A 17,225-nucleotide genomic window follows, 5' to 3' on the forward strand; every position below is an offset into this window, starting at 1 on the left:
CCCCGCCCACCGCGCCGCCGGAGATCGCCCCCGCCGAGGGCCGGCTCGAGCGGCTGCGCGGCCGGCTGGCCCGGTCGCGTTCCGGCTTCGGCCAGGGCCTGCTCGGCCTGCTGGGGGCCGGGGAGCTGGACGAGGAGTCGTGGGAGGACGTGGAGGCCATGCTGCTGCAGGCCGACCTCGGCCCCGAGATGACGTCCGAGCTGGTGGAGACCCTGCGCACCGAGCTGGCTCGCCGAGCCGTGCGTACGTCGGAGCAGGCGAGGCAGCTGCTGCGCGAGGTCCTCACCGCCGCCCTGCGCACCGATCTCGACCGCTCGCTGCGCGCGCTCCCGCACGACGGCAGGCCCGCCGTGCTGCTGATCGTCGGGGTCAACGGCACCGGAAAGACCACCACCACCGGCAAGCTGGCCAGGGTGCTGGTGGCCGGTGGGCGCCACGTGGTGCTCGGTGCGGCCGACACCTTCCGCGCCGCCGCCGCCGAGCAGCTGGGCACCTGGGGTGAGCGGGCGGGAGCCACCGTGGTGCGCGGCCCGGAGGGCGCCGACCCGGCCAGCGTGGCGTTCGACGCCGTGAAGCAGGGCACCGACGAGGGCGCCGACGCCGTACTGCTCGACACCGCGGGCCGGCTGCACACCAAGACCGGCCTGATGGACGAGCTGGGCAAGGTCAAGCGGGTCGTCTCGCGGCAGGCCGCCGTGGACGAGGTGCTGCTCGTGCTCGACGCCACCACCGGCCAGAACGGGCTCACCCAGGCCCGGGTGTTCGGCGAGGTCGTCGACGTCACCGGCATCGTGCTCACCAAGCTCGACGGCACCGCGAAGGGCGGCATCGTGTTCCGGGTGCAGCGCGAGCTGGGGGTGCCGGTCAAGCTCGTCGGGCTCGGTGAGGGGCCCGACGACCTCGCCCCGTTCGAGCCCGCGGCATTCGTCGATGCACTGTTGGCCTGAGAATCCGGCTGTGTAATCCGGATGTAACTCCACGGGCCGGCGCGTTCACCGCTACGAAACAGCGGCGGACGATGCGCGAAACATACCGGCCAGATAGTTCCCGTCATCTGCCGCTCCACTCGCCACCTCCAGGCAAAGCGGCGACTGACGGGAAGGAGTTGACGTGCTCGATACCGGCGATACCGCCTGGATGCTGGCAAGCTCAGCGCTGGTGCTGCTGATGACACCCGGGTTGGCACTGTTCTACGGCGGCATGGTCCGCTCGAAGAGCGTGCTGAACATGATGATGATGAGCATCTCGTCGCTCGGGCTGGTCGGCGTGCTGTGGGTGCTTTACGGCTACTCCGTCGCGTTCGGCAACGACGTGGGCGGCGGGCTGCTCGGCAACCCGGCGGAGTTCGCCGGGCTCAAGGGCCTGTTCGGCGGCACCTACCTCGCAACCGAGGGTGGGCCGCCCGTCGACATCCCGCTGGTCGGCACCATTCCCGCCACGGTCTTCGTCGCCTTCCAGGCGATGTTCGCGATCATCACCGTCGCCCTGATCTCCGGTGCCGTCGCCGACCGCCTGCGGTTCGGCCCGTGGCTGCTGTTCGCCGGATTGTGGGCCACCATCGTCTACTTCCCGGTCGCGCACTGGGTCTTCTCGTTCAACGGCGTCACCGCCGAGAACGGTGGCTGGATCGCCAACGACCTCAAGGCGATCGACTTCGCCGGTGGCACCGCGGTGCACATCAACGCCGGTGCCGCCGCTCTCGCACTCGCGCTGGTGCTCGGCAAGCGCCGCGGCTGGCCGCGCGAGCCCATGCGCCCGCACAACCTCACGCTGGTCATGCTCGGCGCCGGCCTCCTGTGGTTCGGCTGGTTCGGCTTCAACGCCGGTTCGGCCGTCGCGGCCAACGGCGTCGCGGGCCTCACGTTCGTCAACACGCTGGTGGCCACCTCGGCCGCGATGCTGGCCTGGCTGCTGGTCGAGCGTATCCGCGACGGCAAGCCCACCAGCCTCGGCGCGGCGTCCGGCCTCGTCGCCGGCCTCGTCGCCATCACGCCGTCGTGTTCGTCGGTCTCGCCGATCGGCGCCATCGCGATCGGGGTCATCACCGGCATCCTGTGCGCGCTGGCCGTCGGTCTCAAGTTCCGCTTCGGCTATGACGACTCACTCGACGTGGTCGGTGTCCACCTCGTCGGCGGTCTGGCCGGCACCCTGCTGGTCGGCTTCTTCGCCACCTCCAGCGCGCCGGCCGGGGTGGACGGCCTCTTCTACGGCGGCGGTGTCGACCAGCTCTGGCGGCAGGCGGTCGGGGCGGTCGCGGTGCTGGCGTTCTCCTTCGTCGTGAGCCTGATCCTGGCCTACATCGTCAAGGCGGTCATGGGCCTGCGCATCAGCCCGGAGGAGGAGGCCACCGGCATCGACGAGACCGAGCACGCTGAGACCGGCTACGACTTCTCCACTCTCCACGGCATCGGCGGTCTCGGGACGCCTCGGCCGTCCGCAGCCACGAACGCGGCCGCGGAGCACGTTCCGGCAAACGCAGGCAAGGAGAGCTGAGCGATGAAGCTGGTCACGGCGATCGTCAAGCCGTTCGTCCTCGAGGACGTCAAGGGGGCGCTGGAGCAGATCGGCGTCCTGGGCATGACGGTCAGCGAGGTGCAGGGGTACGGGCGCCAGAAGGGCCACACCGAGGTCTACCGCGGCGCGGAGTACTCCGTGGACTTCGTGCCGAAGGTCCGGGTGGAGGTCGTCGCCGACGACACACTCGCCGACAAGGTGGTGGACGCCGTGGTCGAGGCGGCCCGTACGGGCAAGATCGGCGACGGCAAGGTGTGGGTCACTCCGGTCGAGAGCGTGATCCGGGTCCGTACCGGTGAGCGCGGCACCGACGCCATCTGATCATTTCATCTGACGTCGGATCCGAGGGCCCGCTGCACAGCATGATCGTGCGGCGGGCTCCGGCGCGTTTTCCGGAACTGTCTGGTTCGTCACCGATCGGAGGATCGTGATGATGCTGGTGACCGCCATCATCAAGCCGTTCGCACTGGAGAACGTCCGTGCCGGACTCGAGCGTCTGGACATCGCCGGGATGACCGTCAGCGAGTCGTCGGGGTACGGCAGGCAGCGCGGCCATACCGAGGTCTACCGGGGTGCGGACTACCACGTCGATCTCGTGCCCAAGGTGCGCGTCGAGGTGGTCGTCGACGACGGCGCCGTGGAGCAGGTGATCGAGGCCGTGTCGGGCGCCGCCCGTACGGGCAAGATCGGTGACGGCAAGGTGTGGGTCACACCTGTCGACACCGTCGTGCGGGTCCGCACCGGCGAGCGGGGTGCCGACGCGCTGTGAGTGCGGTGGCTGTGGCGTCGGGAGACGCGGGGGACCTGGTCCGGGCGAAAGCCGTGCTGCTGGACCCGGGGGTGGGCAAGCGCAGGCTCGGGCCCGAGGCGCTGCGCACGGCGCTGGTGGACCTGCACGACTTCTGGCTGTCGTCGCGGGCGGCGTCCATCGGGCTGACCGACCGCGCGGCGCTCATCGCCGTCGGCGCGCTGGGCCGCCGTGAGCTGGCTCCGTGGTCGGACCTCGACCTGGTGCTGCTGCACGACGGCCGCAAGGACGTCGAGCGGCTGGCCGAGCAGCTGTGGTACCCGCTGTGGGACGCGGGGATCGGCCTCGACCACTCGGTGCGCACCCCGGGTCAGGCCGTCCAGGTGGCGGCCACCGACCTGCGTGCCGCGTTCGGGCTGCTGGAGGCCCGGCACATCGCGGGCGACACCGCGCTGTCGGACAAGGTGCGCGCCGCGGTGCGGCAGGCGTGGCGGGCCGGCATCCGCGGCCGCTTCGACGAGCTCGCCGACTCCGCGCAGGAGCGCTGGCGGAAGGTCGGTGACGTCGCGCACCGGGTGGAGCCGGACCTGAAGAGCGGACACGGCGGCCTGCGCGACATCCAGCTGCTCGACGCGCTGGCCGCCGCCCAGCTCGTCGACCGTCCGGGCGCCGAGGTGGGGGAGGCCCGCAGGCTGCTGCTGGACGTCCGCACCGAACTGCACCGGCTCGCCGGCCGGGCCCGAGACGTGCTGCGGGCGCAGGACGCCGACGAGGTGGCGGCCGCGCTGGAGATCGCCGACCGGTTCGAGCTCGCGCGGGCCCTGTCCGGCGCGGCCCGGTCGGTGGCGTTCGCCGCCGAGGTGGGGCTGCGTTCCGCGCGCAGCGCCCTGCCGCGGCGCGGTCTGGCCGCGTTGCGGCGCGCTCCCGTGCGGCGTCCGCTGGACAGTGGCGTCGTCGAGCACGGCGGCGAGGTGGCGCTCGCCCGCGACGCCGTGGCCCCTCGCGATCCCGGGCTGGTGCTGCGGGTGGCGGCCACCGCGGCCCGCACCGGCCTGCCGATCGCCGCCGGCACGCTGCACCGGCTCGCCGACACCGCCCCCGAGCTGCGCGAGCCGTGGCCACCGTCGGCGCTGGGCGAGCTGCTCTCGCTGCTGGGCACCGGGCGTCAGCTCGTGGACGTGGTGGAGGCGCTGGACCGCACCGGGCTGTGGGGGCGGCTGTTCCCCGAGTGGGGCGCGGTGCGCGACCTGCCGCCGCGCGACCGTGCGCACGTGTGGACCGTCGACCGGCACCTCGTCGAGGCCTGCGCCCAGGCTGCCCGGCTCACCACCCGCGTGGCGCGCCCGGACCTGTTGCTCGTCGGCGCGCTGATCCACGACATCGGCAAGGGGCGCAACGGCGACCACTCGGTCGTCGGGGAGTCGCTGGCCCTGCAGGTGGGCAGGCGACTCGGCTTCCCCGACACGGACGTGGCCGTGCTGGGCCAGGTGGTGCGACACCACCTGCTGCTGCCGCACACGGCCACCCGGCGCGACCTCGACGACCCGGCCACGATCACCCGCGTCGTCGAGACGCTGGAGGGCAGCGGGCTCGTCCTCGACCTGCTGCAGTCCCTCGCCGAGGCCGACGCGCTCGCCACCGGCCCGGGGGTCTGGAGCCCGTGGAAGCAGACCCTGATCCAGGACCTGGTACGCCGCTGCCGCGCCCTGCTGGCCGGGGAGCCGCTGCCCGCGCCCGCCGCACTGAGCGCCGACGCCGCGGAGCTCGCCGGTGCCGTCGCCGACGACGGGCAGCCGCAGATCCGGCTCGACGACCGCGCCGACCCGGCCACCGTCATCGTGGCGGTGCCGGACGGCCCGAGGGCCCTGTCGGCCGCTGCCGGTGTGCTGGCGCTGCACTCCCTGGAGGTGCACGCGGCCGAGCTGCCGTCCGCCGAGCAGGCGGCCGTCGTCACCTTCACCGTCTCCCCGCGCTTCGGCGGGCTGCCCGACCCGGCGCTCCTGCGGTCGGACCTGATCCGGGTGCTCGACGGCGGTCTCGCGCTTGCTGACGCGCTGGCGCGCAAGGAGCGTGACTACGCCCCGATCAGCCCGAGCGGGGAACCGCCGGCCCCGCCCCGGGTGCTGTGGTTCGACGACGAGGCCACCGGGGCCGTGGTGCTGGAGCTGCGTGGCACCGACCGGATCGGCCTCCTGCACCACGTGGCCGCCGCGCTGGAGGAGTGCAGGGCCGACCTGAGATGGGCCAGGGTGGCCACGTTGGGTGCGTCCGTCGTCGACTCGTTCTGCCTCGCCGGGCCGGGCACCGGGGGAGCGCTGAGCACGGCGGAGCGCCGCAAGATCGAGCGGGCGGTGCTCGCGGCGGCGGGGTAGCGCCCCCCGAGTTGCAGCAAAGCCACGTTGCCGCAACGTGGTTGCATGAAAGTGGCTTTGCTGCAACGGGACGGCCGTCCGGCCCACGGGGGGCGGGCGATCGGAACGAACCACCCGGAACGGACGTTGACCTCTCGTGACGAGAGCGAGCTCGACCGCCGCACCGGCCGCCGCAGCCCCCACACCGGCCGCCCCGCCCGTGCGCCTCGCCCTGCCCGGTCGCACGCTGCTGCTCGTGGCAGGCATCCCGGGAGCGGGGAAGTCCACCCTGCTCGCCGGGCTGCCCGCCGACCGGGGCCGCGCCGTGCTCGACTCCGAGACCCAGCGCGTGGCGCTGCGGCGCCTCCTGGGCGTGCTGCCCTACGCCTGGTACCGGCCACTGGTGCACCTGCTGCACCGGTTGGCCGTGCTCACCGCGGCCGTCTCGGCCACGCCCACGGTGGTCGTCCACCTGCCCGCCACCGACCAGCGCACCCGCGCGGTACTCGCCCGGCTCGCGGCAGCCACCGGACGCAGCGCGCACCTGCTCTGGATGCACGTCGACCCGGACGAGGCCCGGCGGGGGCAGTGCGAACGGGGCCGGATGGTGCCCGAGCGCTCCTTCGCCGGGCACGCGCACCGGGCCTCGTCCGCCACCGCCGAGCTCCTCGCGGGCGTGCCCGCCGGCTGGGAGAGCGTCACGGTGCTCGACCGGGCAGCGGCCGCCGGCGGCCTGCGGCTGGACACCGGGCGAGCCCAACAGAGTTAGGCCGTGTTGAGGAAGTACTGATCGATGGGCTTCGTGATCCAGATCGTTCCTGGCAAGGCGCCGCCCCGAGCCGTCGTACTTGGTACCCGGTCGGGGCGGCAACGCCGCCAGGGACGATCTGGGCGCGAAGACCGCGATCAGGGGCTTTCTCAACACGGCCTGGTGCCGGGCCGCTGGGTCCGGCCCGGCACCGGGTCAGGCGGTGAGAGCGCTGCGCACCGACGTCCAACCGGCGAGCGCCGCGCGGACGTCCGCGTGGGTCTCCTCGCGCAGCGCCTGCTCGTGGGCCTGGTCGAGCACGTCGTCGATCAGCACCCGCCTGCCGCTCTCGGCCGACCGCACGGCCGCCTCCACCATGGCGAGGCTCAGCACGTTCTCGTGCACCTCGCCCATCGGGGTGCTGCCGGTGCGCAGTGCCTCGGCGAACACCTGGAGCGCCCCCGCGATGCCCGAGTACGGCGACGGTGACCGTTCCGCGGGCAGCACGTCGGCGTCGAGCACCGGTCCGGTGTCGCCGTCCCACCGGGCCGAGCCCTTCTCCCCGCTCACCCGCCACACGCCGTTCCAGGAGGTCTCGGCGCCGGGGCTGCACCAGCTTCCGGTGTAGACGTAGCGGATGCCGCCCTCCATCTCGAACACGGCCGTGGCGGCGGCCGCCCCGTCGTACCAGCTCCACGACGGGTTGTACGCCTCGCAGTAGGCCGCGACCGGCTCGGCGCCGAGGACGAACCGGGCCGAGTCGAAGGGGTGGATCGCCATGTCGACGAGCAGCGGGTGCGCCATCTCCTCGCGGAACCCGCCGAACCGCGGCGCCCGGAAGAACTCGGTGGTGAGTGTCCCGAGCGCGCCGAGGTCCGCCGCCATGGCCCGCAGCGCGAACAGCTGCGGGTTCCACCGCCGCGACTGGCTCACCATGAACAGCTCGCCGGTCACCTCGGCCGCCGCGGCCAGCGACAGCGCCTGCGCCAGCGTCGCGGCCACGGGCTTCTCCCCGAGCACGGCCAGGCCGGCGAAGAGCGCCGCGGTGGTGACGGGGTGGTGCGCCTCCGGGACCGTCGCGTCGACCACGGCGTGGGCGCCCGTGGTGGCGGCGAGGGCGACCGCGTCGGCGCCGACCGGGAGGTCGGGCCACCCCGCGGCGGCGGTGGCCGACCGGGCGGTATCCGGGTCGATGTCCGCGACGGCCACCAGCTCGACGTCGGGCGCGGCGACGATGGTCGAGAGCCACGCCCGGCCCATGCTGCCCGCCCCGGCCAGCACCACCCGCAGCGGCTCGTCGCCCGGGATCGTGCGGTGGGTCATTCGATCGGCCCCGCGTAGGACCGGCCGGTGAAGAACTCGCCGGTCTCGTAGCGCAGCAGCTCCGGCTGGGCCCGCTCGGCCCGGTCGGTGCGCGCCCACTGCACGCCGTTGGCGATCACCCGGCGGACGTCGCGGTGGTGGTAGGTGGGGAAGTCCTGGTCGCCGGGGCGGAAGTAGAAGATCTTCCCGTGGCCGCGGCGGAACGTGCAGCCGCTGCGGAACACCTCGCCACCGCTGAACGAGCTGACGAAGACCAGCTCGTCGGGGGCCGGGATGTCGAAGAACTCCCCGTACATCTCGTCCTCGTCGATGATCAACGGGTGGGGCACGCCCTGGGCGATCGGGTGCGTGGGGTCGACCGTCCAGATCAGCTCGCGGTCGTGCTCGCTGCGCCACCGCAGGGTGCAGCTGGTGCCCATCAGCTTCATGAAGATCTTCGACCAGTGCCCGGAGTGCAGCACCACGAGACCCATGCCCGACAGGACGTGCCGGTGCACGCGCTCCACCACCTCGTCGGCCACCTCGGAGTGGGCGGCGTGCCCCCACCAGGTGAGCACGTCGGTCTCCGCCAGCACCTCCTCGGTGAGGCCGTGCTCGGGGTCGTCGAGGGTGGCGGTGCGGACGGCGCAGCCGTCTCCCAGGTTCTCGGTGATGCCCTCGGCGATCGTCGTGTGCATCCCCTGCGGGTAGATCTTCGCGACGTGCTCCTCGATCTGCTCGTGGCGGTTCTCCCCCCACACGGTCACGCGGATGGGGGCGGAGGACGGGTCGGTCACAGCCGGTTCTGCCTTTCGTCGTCGGAACACTCGGGCATGCGGGTCATTTGACGGCGCCGCTGGTCACGCCGGCGGCGACGAAGCGCTGCGCCACCACCAGCAGCACCACGGCGGGGAGGGACGCGAGGACGGCCGTGGCCATCACCGCGCTCCAGTCGTTCACGTAGGTCCCGATGTACTGGTAGAGCCCCAGCGTCACGGGCCGGACGTCCTCGGTGGTGGTGAGCGTCAGTGCGAACAGGAAGTCGCTCCAGGTGAACAGGAAGGTGAAGAGCGCGGCCGTGATCAGGGCGTTGCGGCTCATCGGCAGCACCACCGAGACGAACGCGCGGATCTGACCTGCGCCGTCCACCCGCGCGGCCTCGATCACCTCGGCCGGGATGCTGCCGAGGAACGCCCGCATGATCAGGATCGCGAACGGGATGCCGAGCGTGGAGTCGGCGAGGATCAGCCCGGGGATCGAGTTCAGCAGGCCGAGGTCGTTGTAGGCGCTGTAGAGGGCGTTCGCCACGACGATCCCCGGGATCATCTGGCTGATCAGGATCGCGAACAGCACCACGCCTGCCCCGCGCACCTTGAACTGCGCGAGTGCGTAGGCCGCCGGGGTGGCGACGAGCAGGCTGAACACCACGCTGCCCACCGCGACGACGAGGCTGGTCGCCAGGTGGCCGCCCTGCTCGCGCACCGCGGTGGCGTACCCGTCGAAGCTCAGATGGAGGGGGAGCCACGGGGTGCCGACCGCGGAGCCGCTGGGCTGCAGCGAGACGTTGACCATCCAGTAGACGGGGAACAGCATCACGGCGAGGATCAGGATCCCGACCACCGTGTTCCCCCACGAGCGCCGGGCGCGCCGGCCTGCGATCACTGCCATGACGGCCTCACCCCTGTCCGGCGCGCCGGTTGGCACGCAGGTAGAAGAGCGCGAACACCAGCGAGATGACGATCAGGACGTTGCCGAGCGCGGCGCCCTGGCCGAACCGGAACTCCTGGAAGGACAGGTGGTAGGACTGGGTGGCGATCGTCTGGGTGGCGTTGGCGGGGCCGCCGCCGGTGAGCCCGAGGATGATGTCGAGCACCTTGATCGTGTAGACGACGCCGAGCACCAGCACGACGTTCACCACCGGCCGCAGCAGCGGCCAGGTGACGTGCCGGAAGGCCCGCCAGCCGGTGGCTCCGTCCAGGGCCGCCGCCTCGTAGAGCTCCCGGGGGACGTCCTGCAGACCCCCGTAGAGGATCGTGGTGTTGAACGGGATCCCCACCCAGATGTTCACGACGATCACCGCGATCAGCGCCAGCGACGTGCTCGTGAGCCAGCCAGGGTTCTCCCCGATGAGGCCCACCCCGCCGAGGAACCGGTTGAGCGCGCCGTTGTCCTGGTCGAGGATCCAGCGCCAGACGGCGCCGGACACGATCAGCGGCATCAGCCACGGCAGGAGCAGCAGGGAGCGCAGCACCCCGCTGAGCGGGAAGCGGCGCTGGAAGAACACCGCGATCGCCAGCCCGATCACGAACTGCCCCGCGATCGACCCGACGGTGAACAGCACCGTGTTGACCAGCGCCTGGTTGAACACCGCGGACGTCAGCACCGCCACGTAGTTGTCGAGCCCCACCCAGGGCGCCTCGCCCGTGTAGAAGGTGGCCGTCGTGTACTCCTGGAACGCCATCACGACGTTCTGCACCACGGGGTAGCCGAAGAAGAGCAGCAGGTAGGCCACGGCGGGGAGCAGGAACCCCAGCTGGAGCAACCGCTCCCGCCCCCGCGGCGACCACCACCCCGCGCGACCGGGCCGGTCGGTGCCGGCCGCGGCGCCCGGTGCCGGCGGATCCGGGGCCACCACCGTCAGGAGCGGCGGGCGGGCGGTCGTGCCGCCCGCCCGGCCCTCCTCAGCCATTCTGGGCCTGTCGCAGAGCGGCGTCCGGGGTGGCGCCGCCGGTGATGGCGCTCTGGACGGCCGTGTAGATCTTGGTGGCGGCGGCGGGCCAGTCCGCCCCGAGCTTGCCGGTGCGCGCCCGCGCGGTCTTCACCTGCTCGGTGAACGCGGCCATCGTCGGGGCCTGCGCGACGAAGCCGTCGAGCAGCGCGGTCTTCGTCGGCACGGAGCTGCGCTCCGTGGCGAGGTTCATCTGCGTGGCGTCGGAGTTCAGGCACGCGACGATCTCCGCGGCCTTCTTCTGGCGTGCCTCGTCTCCGGTGCGGGGGAGGGTCCAGGTCTCGCCGCCGAGCGGGGCGACCTCGGTGGCGCCGGCCTGGGGCACCGGGATCGGCACGACCCCGTACTTCAGGTCGGGGGCCTTCTGGGCCAGCGCGGGGAACTGCCACGGACCGTTGATCATCATGGCCGCCTTGCCCGCGCCGAACTGCTCGTTGACGTCGGCCTGCGTCCAGTTGACCACCGACCTCGACGCGGACCCCGACGTCACGAGGTCGACCCACAGCTGCAGGGCCTGGGCCACCTGCGGGCTCGCGATGTTCGTCTCGTCCCCGCCGTTGGACCACATGAACGGCAGGAACTGCCAGGTGCCCTCGTAGTTGGCCGGCGCGCTGAACGCGAGCCCGTACCGGTCGCCGGAGGTGAGCTTCGCGGCTGCCGCCTTCAGCTCGTCCCAGGTCTTCGGAGGTGTCACACCGGCCGCGGCCAGCATGTCCTCGTTGTAGAACAGGCCGATGGTGTTGGTCACCGGCTGCATCCCGTAGACCTTGCCCTCGTAGGTCGAGGCGCTGACGATGCCGTTGGCGTAGCCGTCCGTGGAGAGGCCGAAGTCGGTGATCGGGGAGAGCGCTCCGGTCGCCGCGATCTGCTGGAGGTCGGGGTTGTCGAGCATCAGGACGTCGGGGAGCGTCCGGGACGACGCCTGCTGCAGGACCTTGGCGATCAGCGAGGCGCCGGGCACGGCCTCGCGCTGGATCGTCACGCCTGCCTGCTGCCCACAGGCGTTGAGGAGATCGGCGTACACCGTGTTCTCCGGCTCGTTGTTGTAGTAGTCGAGAACGCGGAGGCTGGTCACGGGGCCACCGGAGTCGCCGGCCCCGCCTCCGCCGCAGGCGGCGAGGGTCGCCGCGGTCGCCAGTGCGGTGGCGGTCGCCAGCGCGGTCCTGCCCAGTCGTGCTCCTCGTCGAGCCATGTCTGGTCCTCTCGTCGATGCCGTCCGCGGGGGCGGCGTACATCCTTCGGTTCAGTTGTCGACCTGCGGTGCTGCTGTCGATACGTATCGATTGCGCCCATCGGAACCGGTGTGGCCGCGGTGGGTGGTCAGGAAGGGGGCAGGGTGGTTCTTCGGCGGGTCAGGCGTGGGGCGATGAGCTGCACGAGCTCGGACGGCGGTTCCTGCTCCGGGTCGAGGAGCTGGAACAGGGTCTGCATGGCCCGGCGCGACACGTCCCGTGGTTCGAGCGACACGTTGGTGACGGCGGGCGTGACGGCCTCGGCGGCGACGTCGGGCCACAGCGCGACGAGGGACAGGTCGCGACCCGGGACGAGCCCGCGGTCGAGCAGGGCCTGCAGCACCGGTTGGACCGCCTGCGAGTTCGGCACGACCACGCCCGGCCGGTCGCCGCCCACGGCGAGCACCTGCTCCACGACCGCTTCGATGCCGGCCCGGTCCGGCGGCACCGGTGCCACCACGTGCAGCGCCACCCGGCGGGCATCGGCGGCGTCGGCCGCCCCGCGGTGGAACCGCCGGACGAAGTTGACGTCGCGCTTCACCACCTCGGCCGGGTGGCCGACGACCACGATCCGGTCGTGCCCGATCCCGGCCAGCTCGTCCACCGCCATGCGCCCGGCCAGCGGGAAGTCCAGGTCGACGCAATGCAGCCCGGCACTGTCGTCGGGAACGCCGATGAGGATCACCGGCACGCGCAGCGCCGAGGCCACCGGGATCCGGGCGTCGTCGGCCTCGATGTCCATCATCACGATGGCGTCGCACAACGACCGTCCGGCCAGCCGTTCGAGGCCTGCCGACCCCTCGTCCGCGGTGACGAGGAGGACGTCGTGGTCGGCCGCCCGCGCGCAGGAGGCGATCGTCTCGATGAAGGGCAGCAGCCCCGTGGTGTCGACACCCGGCGCGAACGGCACGACGAGGCCGATCACCTGCGTGCGCTGGCTCGCGAGCGCCCTGGCGCCCGCGTTCGGCTGGTAGGTGAGCTGCTCGATCGCCGCCTCGACCCGCCGGCGCGTCTCGGCCGAGATCGGCCGCCGGCCGCTCATCACGTAGGAGACCGTGCTCTGGGAGACCCCGGCGGCCCGGGCGACGTCCCTGCTGGTCACCATCGCGGCGTCGCCCCCCAGTGGTGTCGATACGCATCGACAGCGGCGTGACGGTAGCGAGAGATCACGGGGGAGGGCAAGACCCGGATCGTCGTCGAAACCGATCGCCCCGGCCGCGGGTGTCCACCACCATTCGGGCCGTGGATCCCGCGTTCGTTCCCGGCCTGCAGCTGTCGCAGCGGTACTACGACGACGTGGTGGAGCCGTTGCTCGGCAGGTACGTCGGCCACGTTCCGCACACCGCCGCCCGCATCGGGGGCGGCTCGGAGGTGCTCGGCTTCGACACCCCGCGCTCTGCCGACCACGAGTGGGGGCCGCGGCTACAGGTGTTCCTGCATCCGGCCGACGCGGACCGGTACGCGGAGAAGATCGTCGAGACGCTGGCCGACCGCCTGCCCGCGACCTTCCTCGGCTACCCCACCCACTTCGTGCCGACGGAGAACGAGCAGGTCCGGCGCATGGCGGCCACCGAAGGGCCGGTCCACCACCGGGTCGAGGTCACCGATCTCGGCACCTGGTTCTCCCGGCACCTGGGGTTCGACCCACGTCGTGCCGTCACCGTGGCCGACTGGCTGGCCACCCCCACGCAGGCACTGGCCGAGGCGAGCGCAGGGGTGGTGTTCCACGACGGACTCGCCCAGCTCGTCGCGGCCCGCTCCCGGCTGGCGTGGTACCCGCCGGACGTGTGGCGCCACGTCCTGGCCTGCCAGTGGCAGCGCATCTCCCAGGAGGAGGCCTTCGTCGGGCGGTGCGGCGAGGTCGGCGACGAGCTCGGCTCGGCCGTCGTCGGCGCCCGCCTGGTCCGTGACCTGATGCGCCTGTGTCTCCTGATGGGTCGCAGCTACCCGCCCTACAGCAAATGGCTGGGCAGCGCCTTCGCCCGGCTCGGCTGTGCGCCGGGCCTCACGCCCACGCTCATCGCGGCACTGGCCGCCACCGGATGGCGGGACCGGGAGCAGCACCTCGCCCGCGCCTACGAGGACATCGCCGGCATGCACAACCGGCTGGGGCTCACCGAACCGGTGGACCCGGCCACCCGGCCCTATCACGAACGGCCGTTCCGGGTGCTGCGCGCCGAGCGCTTCGCCGCCGCTCTCGTCGCCGGCATCAGCGCTGCGGAGATCCGGTCCCTGCCCGTGGTGGGTGCGATCGACCAGTACGTCGACAGCACCGACGTGCTGTCCGATCCCCGTCGGTGCCGGGCCGCGGCCCGGGCCGTGCTCGCCGGGGCGGAGGCACCCGAGGCTCGCTGACGCCCCGTGGCCGTGCGGGGCTCAGGCCGCCCGGGCCACCCGGCGCAGCTGGGCCGCGAGGTAGGGGCGGGCGCGGCGCTGACCACCGCGCTCGACGATGGCTCGGTCCAGGGAGCGCAGAGCCCGGGCGACGGCGTCGGCATCGGGCCGCCAGCCGCGACGCTCGCACTCCGCGACCCAGTCGGTGGGGCTGCGGTGCCCGCGTTCCCGGTTGCAGCGCGCGCACGCGACCACCTCGTTCTCGAGCCAGGACGGGCCGCCCTTGACCTTCGGGACGAGGTGGTCGGTGGTGGCGCGGACGAGGCCGGTGCACTCGCGGCGGCACCACACGCAGCGGGGGCCGTCGCGCTGCACGGCGCTGCGCAGCCGCTCCCGGCGGCCGGTTCGAGCGGTCATCACCTGGAGTGTCCGCCGCCGCGGCGCGCGGCGCACGGGACGGGCGAGGCGCCCCGCCCCACCGAGGCGTCTCCACGGCGCTCCGGTGCAGCGCGGGTGACCATCGCCCCAGTAGGCTGGGCCGGGTGTTCGACACCCTCTCCGAGCGCCTCAGCGGCACCCTGGCCAACCTGCGTGGCAAGGGGCGGCTCTCCGACGCCGACATCGATGCCACCGCGCGCGAGATCCGCATCGCGCTGCTGGAGGCCGACGTCGCGCTGCCGGTGGTCCGCGGCTTCATCGCGCGGGTCAAGGAGCGGGCCAAGGGCGCGGAGGTCTCCGGCGCGCTGAACCCCGCCCAGCAGGTAGTCAAGATCGTCAACGACGAGCTCGTGACGATCCTCGGCGGCGAGACCCGGCGCCTGCGGCTGGCCAAGGAGCCGCCGAGCGTGATCATGCTCGCCGGTCTCCAGGGCTCCGGCAAGACCACGCTGGCCGGCAAGCTGGCCCACTGGCTCAAGGGGCAGGGGCACACCCCGCTCCTCGTCGCGTGTGACCTCCAGCGGCCCAACGCGGTCACCCAGCTGCAGATCGTCGGCGAGCGGGCGGGCGTCACCACGTTCGCCCCCGAGCCGGGCAACGGCGTCGGCGACCCGGTGGACGTCGCCCGCCGCGGCGTCGCCCACGCCCGCGAGAAGATGTTCGACGTCGTCATCGTCGACACCGCGGGCCGCCTCGGCGTCGACGAGGAGCTGATGCGGCAGGCCGCCGACATCCGTGACGCCACGCGGCCCGACGAGACGCTGTTCGTCGTCGACGCCATGATCGGTCAGGACGCCGTGGCCACCGCGGAGGCGTTCCGCGACGGCGTGGGCTTCAGCGGCGTGGTGCTCACCAAGCTCGACGGCGACGCCCGCGGTGGCGCGGCGCTGTCGGTGCGCGAGGTCACCGGCGAGCCCATCCTCTTCGCGTCCAGCGGTGAGAAGCTGGCCGACTTCGACGTCTTCCACCCCGACCGGATGGCCAGCCGCATCCTGGGGATGGGCGACCTGCTCACGCTGATCGAGCAGGCCGAGTCGGCGTTCGACGAGGAGCAGACGGCCAAGGCCGCCGCCAAGATCAGCACGGGGGAGCTCACCCTCGAGGACTTCCTCGAGCAGATGCTCGCCGTGCGCAAGATGGGGCCGATCGGCAACATCCTCGGCATGCTCCCCGGGGCCAACGCCGGGCAGATGAAGGACGCGCTCGCCCAGGTCGACGACAAGCACCTCGACAAGCTGCAGGCCATCATCCGCGGCATGACCCCGGGGGAGCGGGCCGACCCGAAGATCATCAACGGGTCGCGGCGGCTGCGCATCGCCAACGGTTCCGGGGTGTCCGTCACCGACGTGAACGAGCTGGTCAACCGGTTCTTCGAAGCGCGCAAGATGATGAAGCAGATGGCCGGGCAGTTCGGCTTCGGCGGTGGCCGCAGCGCCACCCGCAAGCAGGCCAAGGGGCGCAAGGGAAAGAAGGGCAAGGGGCGTGGTCCGTCGTCGCCCCGCCCGGCCCTGCCCGCCGGTTTCGGCGGCGCCGCCCCCGACCTCTCGGGTCTGCCGCCGTCGTTGCGCCAGCTCCCGCCGGGGCTCGACCAGCTCCCGCCCGGCTTCGACCCGAGCAAGCTGAAGTTCCCGAAGGGGAAGTAGCACGTGTACCGGCTGCGGGGGGTGCTCCTGGGTCCGGGAGGGGCCGGCGACGAGCAGTCCGTCGAGCTGTTCGTCGACGCGGCGGGTGTGCTCGTGGAGCACATCCCCGGCGCGGAGACGCTGATCGACGGCGGGTACATCGTGCCGGGGCTCGTCGACGCGCACTGCCACATCGGGCTCGGCTCGGCAGGCGCCGTCGGGCTCGAGGAGGCCGACGCCCAGGCCCGCACCGACCGCGACGCCGGCACGCTGCTGATCCGCGACTGCGGCTCACCGCTCGACACCACCCCGTTACAGGTCCGCGACGACCTGCCGGAGATCATCCGCGCCGGGGTGCACATCGCCCGTCCGAAGCGCTACATCCCCGGTGTCGCCGCCGAGCTCGACGACCCTGCGCTGCTGCCGGACGTGGTCGCCGAGCAGGCTGCGGCCGGGGACGGCTGGGTGAAGCTGGTGGGCGACTGGATCGACCGGTCCGTCGGCGACCTCGCGCCGGTGTGGCCCGACGACGTGCTGGTCGCCGCGGTCGAGGCGGCCCACGCCGCGGGGGCCAGGGTCACGGCCCACGTGTTCGGGGCCGACGCCCTCCCGGGCCTGATCCGGTCCGGCATCGACTGCATCGAGCACGGTCCCGGGCTCACCGACGACCTCATCGCGGAGATGGCGGCACGCGGCACTGCGCTGGTCCCCACGATGATCAACATCGACACGTTCCCCGGCATCGCCGACATGGCCGGCAGGTACCCGACCTACGCGGCGCACATGCGGAAGCTGCACGCCGGAGCCGTGGGGGTCGTGCAGCGGGCCGTCGAGGCCGGGGTGCCCGTCTACGCCGGCACCGACGCGGGTGGCGGGATCGAGCACGGACGCCTCGCCGACGAGATCGCCGCCCTGCACGGCGCCGGCATGTCCGCCGTCGACGCGCTCGGCGCGGCGAGCTGGTCGGCCCGGCGCTGGCTCGGCCGCCCGGCACTGCACCCGGGGGCGCGCGCCGACCTCGTGGTCTACCGGTCCGACCCGCGCGCCGACCTCGCGGTCCTGCGCGAACCCGCCCTCGTGATGCTGCGCGGCCGCCCGGTGCACGCCGGCGGCTGAACCGGTGCGCGCCGGTGCGGCGCAACCGTGGCCGCCACCCACAGCTTGTAGGGCGACGCCCCCTGCCCAGGGCCGGTAGCGTCGGGTGGGTG

The 17,225-nt window shown here is 72.8% G+C and carries 16 protein-coding genes; 9 read left to right on the top strand and 7 right to left on the bottom strand.

All coding sequences use genetic code 11. From position 1 onward, the window contains the following. The 6 genes from ftsY to HF577_RS31070 all read left to right on the top strand — a co-directional run. On the top strand, positions 1 to 947 hold a 947-nt coding region (gene ftsY, locus HF577_RS31045), incomplete at its 5' end, for a signal recognition particle-docking protein FtsY (RefSeq protein ID WP_169399557.1). A 163-nt stretch (positions 948 to 1,110) separates the two neighbouring features. Continuing rightward, a complete protein-coding gene (locus HF577_RS31050) occupies positions 1,111 to 2,493 on the top strand; it encodes an ammonium transporter (protein ID WP_312859496.1) in 1,383 nt (460 codons plus the stop codon). 3 nt (positions 2,494 to 2,496) lie between these two features. Continuing rightward, the gene (locus HF577_RS31055; RefSeq protein ID WP_169399558.1) at positions 2,497 to 2,835 is read left to right on the top strand and encodes a P-II family nitrogen regulator; all 339 of its coding nucleotides are present in this window, start codon (positions 2,497 to 2,499) and stop codon (positions 2,833 to 2,835) included. A gap of 109 nt (positions 2,836 to 2,944) precedes the next feature. Next, complete coding sequence (locus HF577_RS31060; protein ID WP_169399559.1) at positions 2,945 to 3,283, top strand: P-II family nitrogen regulator; 339 nt, start codon at positions 2,945 to 2,947, stop codon at positions 3,281 to 3,283. After that, complete coding sequence (locus tag HF577_RS31065) at positions 3,280 to 5,634, top strand: [protein-PII] uridylyltransferase (RefSeq protein WP_312859497.1); 2,355 nt, start codon at positions 3,280 to 3,282, stop codon at positions 5,632 to 5,634. Before HF577_RS31060 ends, HF577_RS31065 begins: the two co-directional genes overlap by 4 nt. A 136-nt stretch (positions 5,635 to 5,770) precedes the next feature. Next, complete coding sequence (locus HF577_RS31070; RefSeq protein ID WP_312859498.1) at positions 5,771 to 6,382, top strand: AAA family ATPase; 612 nt, start codon at positions 5,771 to 5,773, stop codon at positions 6,380 to 6,382. A 195-nt stretch (positions 6,383 to 6,577) separates the two neighbouring features. Here the strand turns inward: HF577_RS31070 and HF577_RS31075 are convergent, their stop codons facing one another. The 6 genes from HF577_RS31075 to HF577_RS31100 form a co-directional block, all read right to left on the bottom strand. Then, entirely contained in the window at positions 6,578 to 7,684 is a 1,107-nt protein-coding gene (locus HF577_RS31075) for a Gfo/Idh/MocA family protein (protein WP_169399561.1), read from the bottom strand. Further along, the gene (locus tag HF577_RS31080) at positions 7,681 to 8,460 is read right to left on the bottom strand and encodes a ThuA domain-containing protein (protein ID WP_169399562.1); all 780 of its coding nucleotides are present in this window, start codon (positions 8,458 to 8,460) and stop codon (positions 7,681 to 7,683) included. The genes HF577_RS31075 and HF577_RS31080 overlap by 4 nt, the downstream gene beginning before the upstream one ends. Positions 8,461 to 8,503: 43 nt before the next feature. Further along, entirely contained in the window at positions 8,504 to 9,331 is an 828-nt protein-coding gene (locus tag HF577_RS31085; protein ID WP_169399563.1) for a carbohydrate ABC transporter permease, read from the bottom strand. A 7-nt stretch (positions 9,332 to 9,338) separates the two neighbouring features. Further along, complete coding sequence (locus HF577_RS31090) at positions 9,339 to 10,352, bottom strand: carbohydrate ABC transporter permease (protein WP_169399564.1); 1,014 nt, start codon at positions 10,350 to 10,352, stop codon at positions 9,339 to 9,341. Further along, positions 10,345 to 11,583 carry a sugar ABC transporter substrate-binding protein gene (locus HF577_RS31095; RefSeq protein ID WP_169399565.1) on the bottom strand — a complete coding sequence of 413 codons (1,239 nt, stop codon included), beginning with the start codon at positions 11,581 to 11,583 and terminating at the stop codon, positions 10,345 to 10,347. The genes HF577_RS31090 and HF577_RS31095 overlap by 8 nt, the downstream gene beginning before the upstream one ends. Positions 11,584 to 11,711: 128 nt before the next feature. Further along, the gene (locus HF577_RS31100) at positions 11,712 to 12,728 is read right to left on the bottom strand and encodes a LacI family DNA-binding transcriptional regulator (protein WP_169399566.1); all 1,017 of its coding nucleotides are present in this window, start codon (positions 12,726 to 12,728) and stop codon (positions 11,712 to 11,714) included. Between the two features lie 137 nt (positions 12,729 to 12,865). On the opposite strand from HF577_RS31100, the gene HF577_RS31105 reads away from it, so the two are divergent. Then, positions 12,866 to 13,978 carry a DUF4037 domain-containing protein gene (locus tag HF577_RS31105; RefSeq protein WP_312859499.1) on the top strand — a complete coding sequence of 371 codons (1,113 nt, stop codon included), beginning with the start codon at positions 12,866 to 12,868 and terminating at the stop codon, positions 13,976 to 13,978. A gap of 21 nt (positions 13,979 to 13,999) precedes the next feature. On the opposite strand, the gene HF577_RS31110 is transcribed toward HF577_RS31105, so the two are convergent. Next, positions 14,000 to 14,374 (bottom strand): HNH endonuclease, encoded by a 375-nt coding sequence (locus tag HF577_RS31110; RefSeq protein ID WP_169399567.1) that lies wholly within the window; start codon positions 14,372 to 14,374, stop codon positions 14,000 to 14,002. A 125-nt stretch (positions 14,375 to 14,499) separates the two neighbouring features. On the opposite strand from HF577_RS31110, the gene ffh reads away from it, so the two are divergent. Further along, positions 14,500 to 16,038: a signal recognition particle protein gene (ffh, locus tag HF577_RS31115; RefSeq protein ID WP_169399568.1), complete on the top strand. Its 1,539-nt coding sequence runs from the start codon at positions 14,500 to 14,502 to the stop codon at positions 16,036 to 16,038. 3 nt (positions 16,039 to 16,041) lie between these two features. Continuing rightward, on the top strand, positions 16,042 to 17,133 hold the full coding sequence (locus HF577_RS31120; RefSeq protein ID WP_407692256.1) for an amidohydrolase family protein: 1,092 nt from the start codon (positions 16,042 to 16,044) through the stop codon (positions 17,131 to 17,133). Positions 17,134 to 17,225 lie beyond the last annotated feature (92 nt).

The organism is Pseudonocardia xinjiangensis, from assembly GCF_012911925.1.
Classification (GTDB): domain Bacteria; phylum Actinomycetota; class Actinomycetes; order Mycobacteriales; family Pseudonocardiaceae; genus Pseudonocardia; species Pseudonocardia xinjiangensis.

Coding starts and splice junctions, on each gene's coding strand:
- HF577_RS31055 (WP_169399558.1), top strand. CDS start 2,497: ATGAAGCTGGTCACGGCGATCGTCAAGCCGTTCGTCCTCGAGGACGTC.
- HF577_RS31060 (WP_169399559.1), top strand. CDS start 2,945: ATGATGCTGGTGACCGCCATCATCAAGCCGTTCGCACTGGAGAACGTC.
- HF577_RS31075 (WP_169399561.1), bottom strand. CDS start 7,684: ATGACCCACCGCACGATCCCGGGCGACGAGCCGCTGCGGGTGGTGCTG.
- HF577_RS31085 (WP_169399563.1), bottom strand. CDS start 9,331: ATGGCAGTGATCGCAGGCCGGCGCGCCCGGCGCTCGTGGGGGAACACG.
- HF577_RS31090 (WP_169399564.1), bottom strand. CDS start 10,352: ATGGCTGAGGAGGGCCGGGCGGGCGGCACGACCGCCCGCCCGCCGCTC.
- HF577_RS31095 (WP_169399565.1), bottom strand. CDS start 11,583: ATGGCTCGACGAGGAGCACGACTGGGCAGGACCGCGCTGGCGACCGCC.
- HF577_RS31100 (WP_169399566.1), bottom strand. CDS start 12,728: ATGGTGACCAGCAGGGACGTCGCCCGGGCCGCCGGGGTCTCCCAGAGC.
- HF577_RS31110 (WP_169399567.1), bottom strand. CDS start 14,374: ATGACCGCTCGAACCGGCCGCCGGGAGCGGCTGCGCAGCGCCGTGCAG.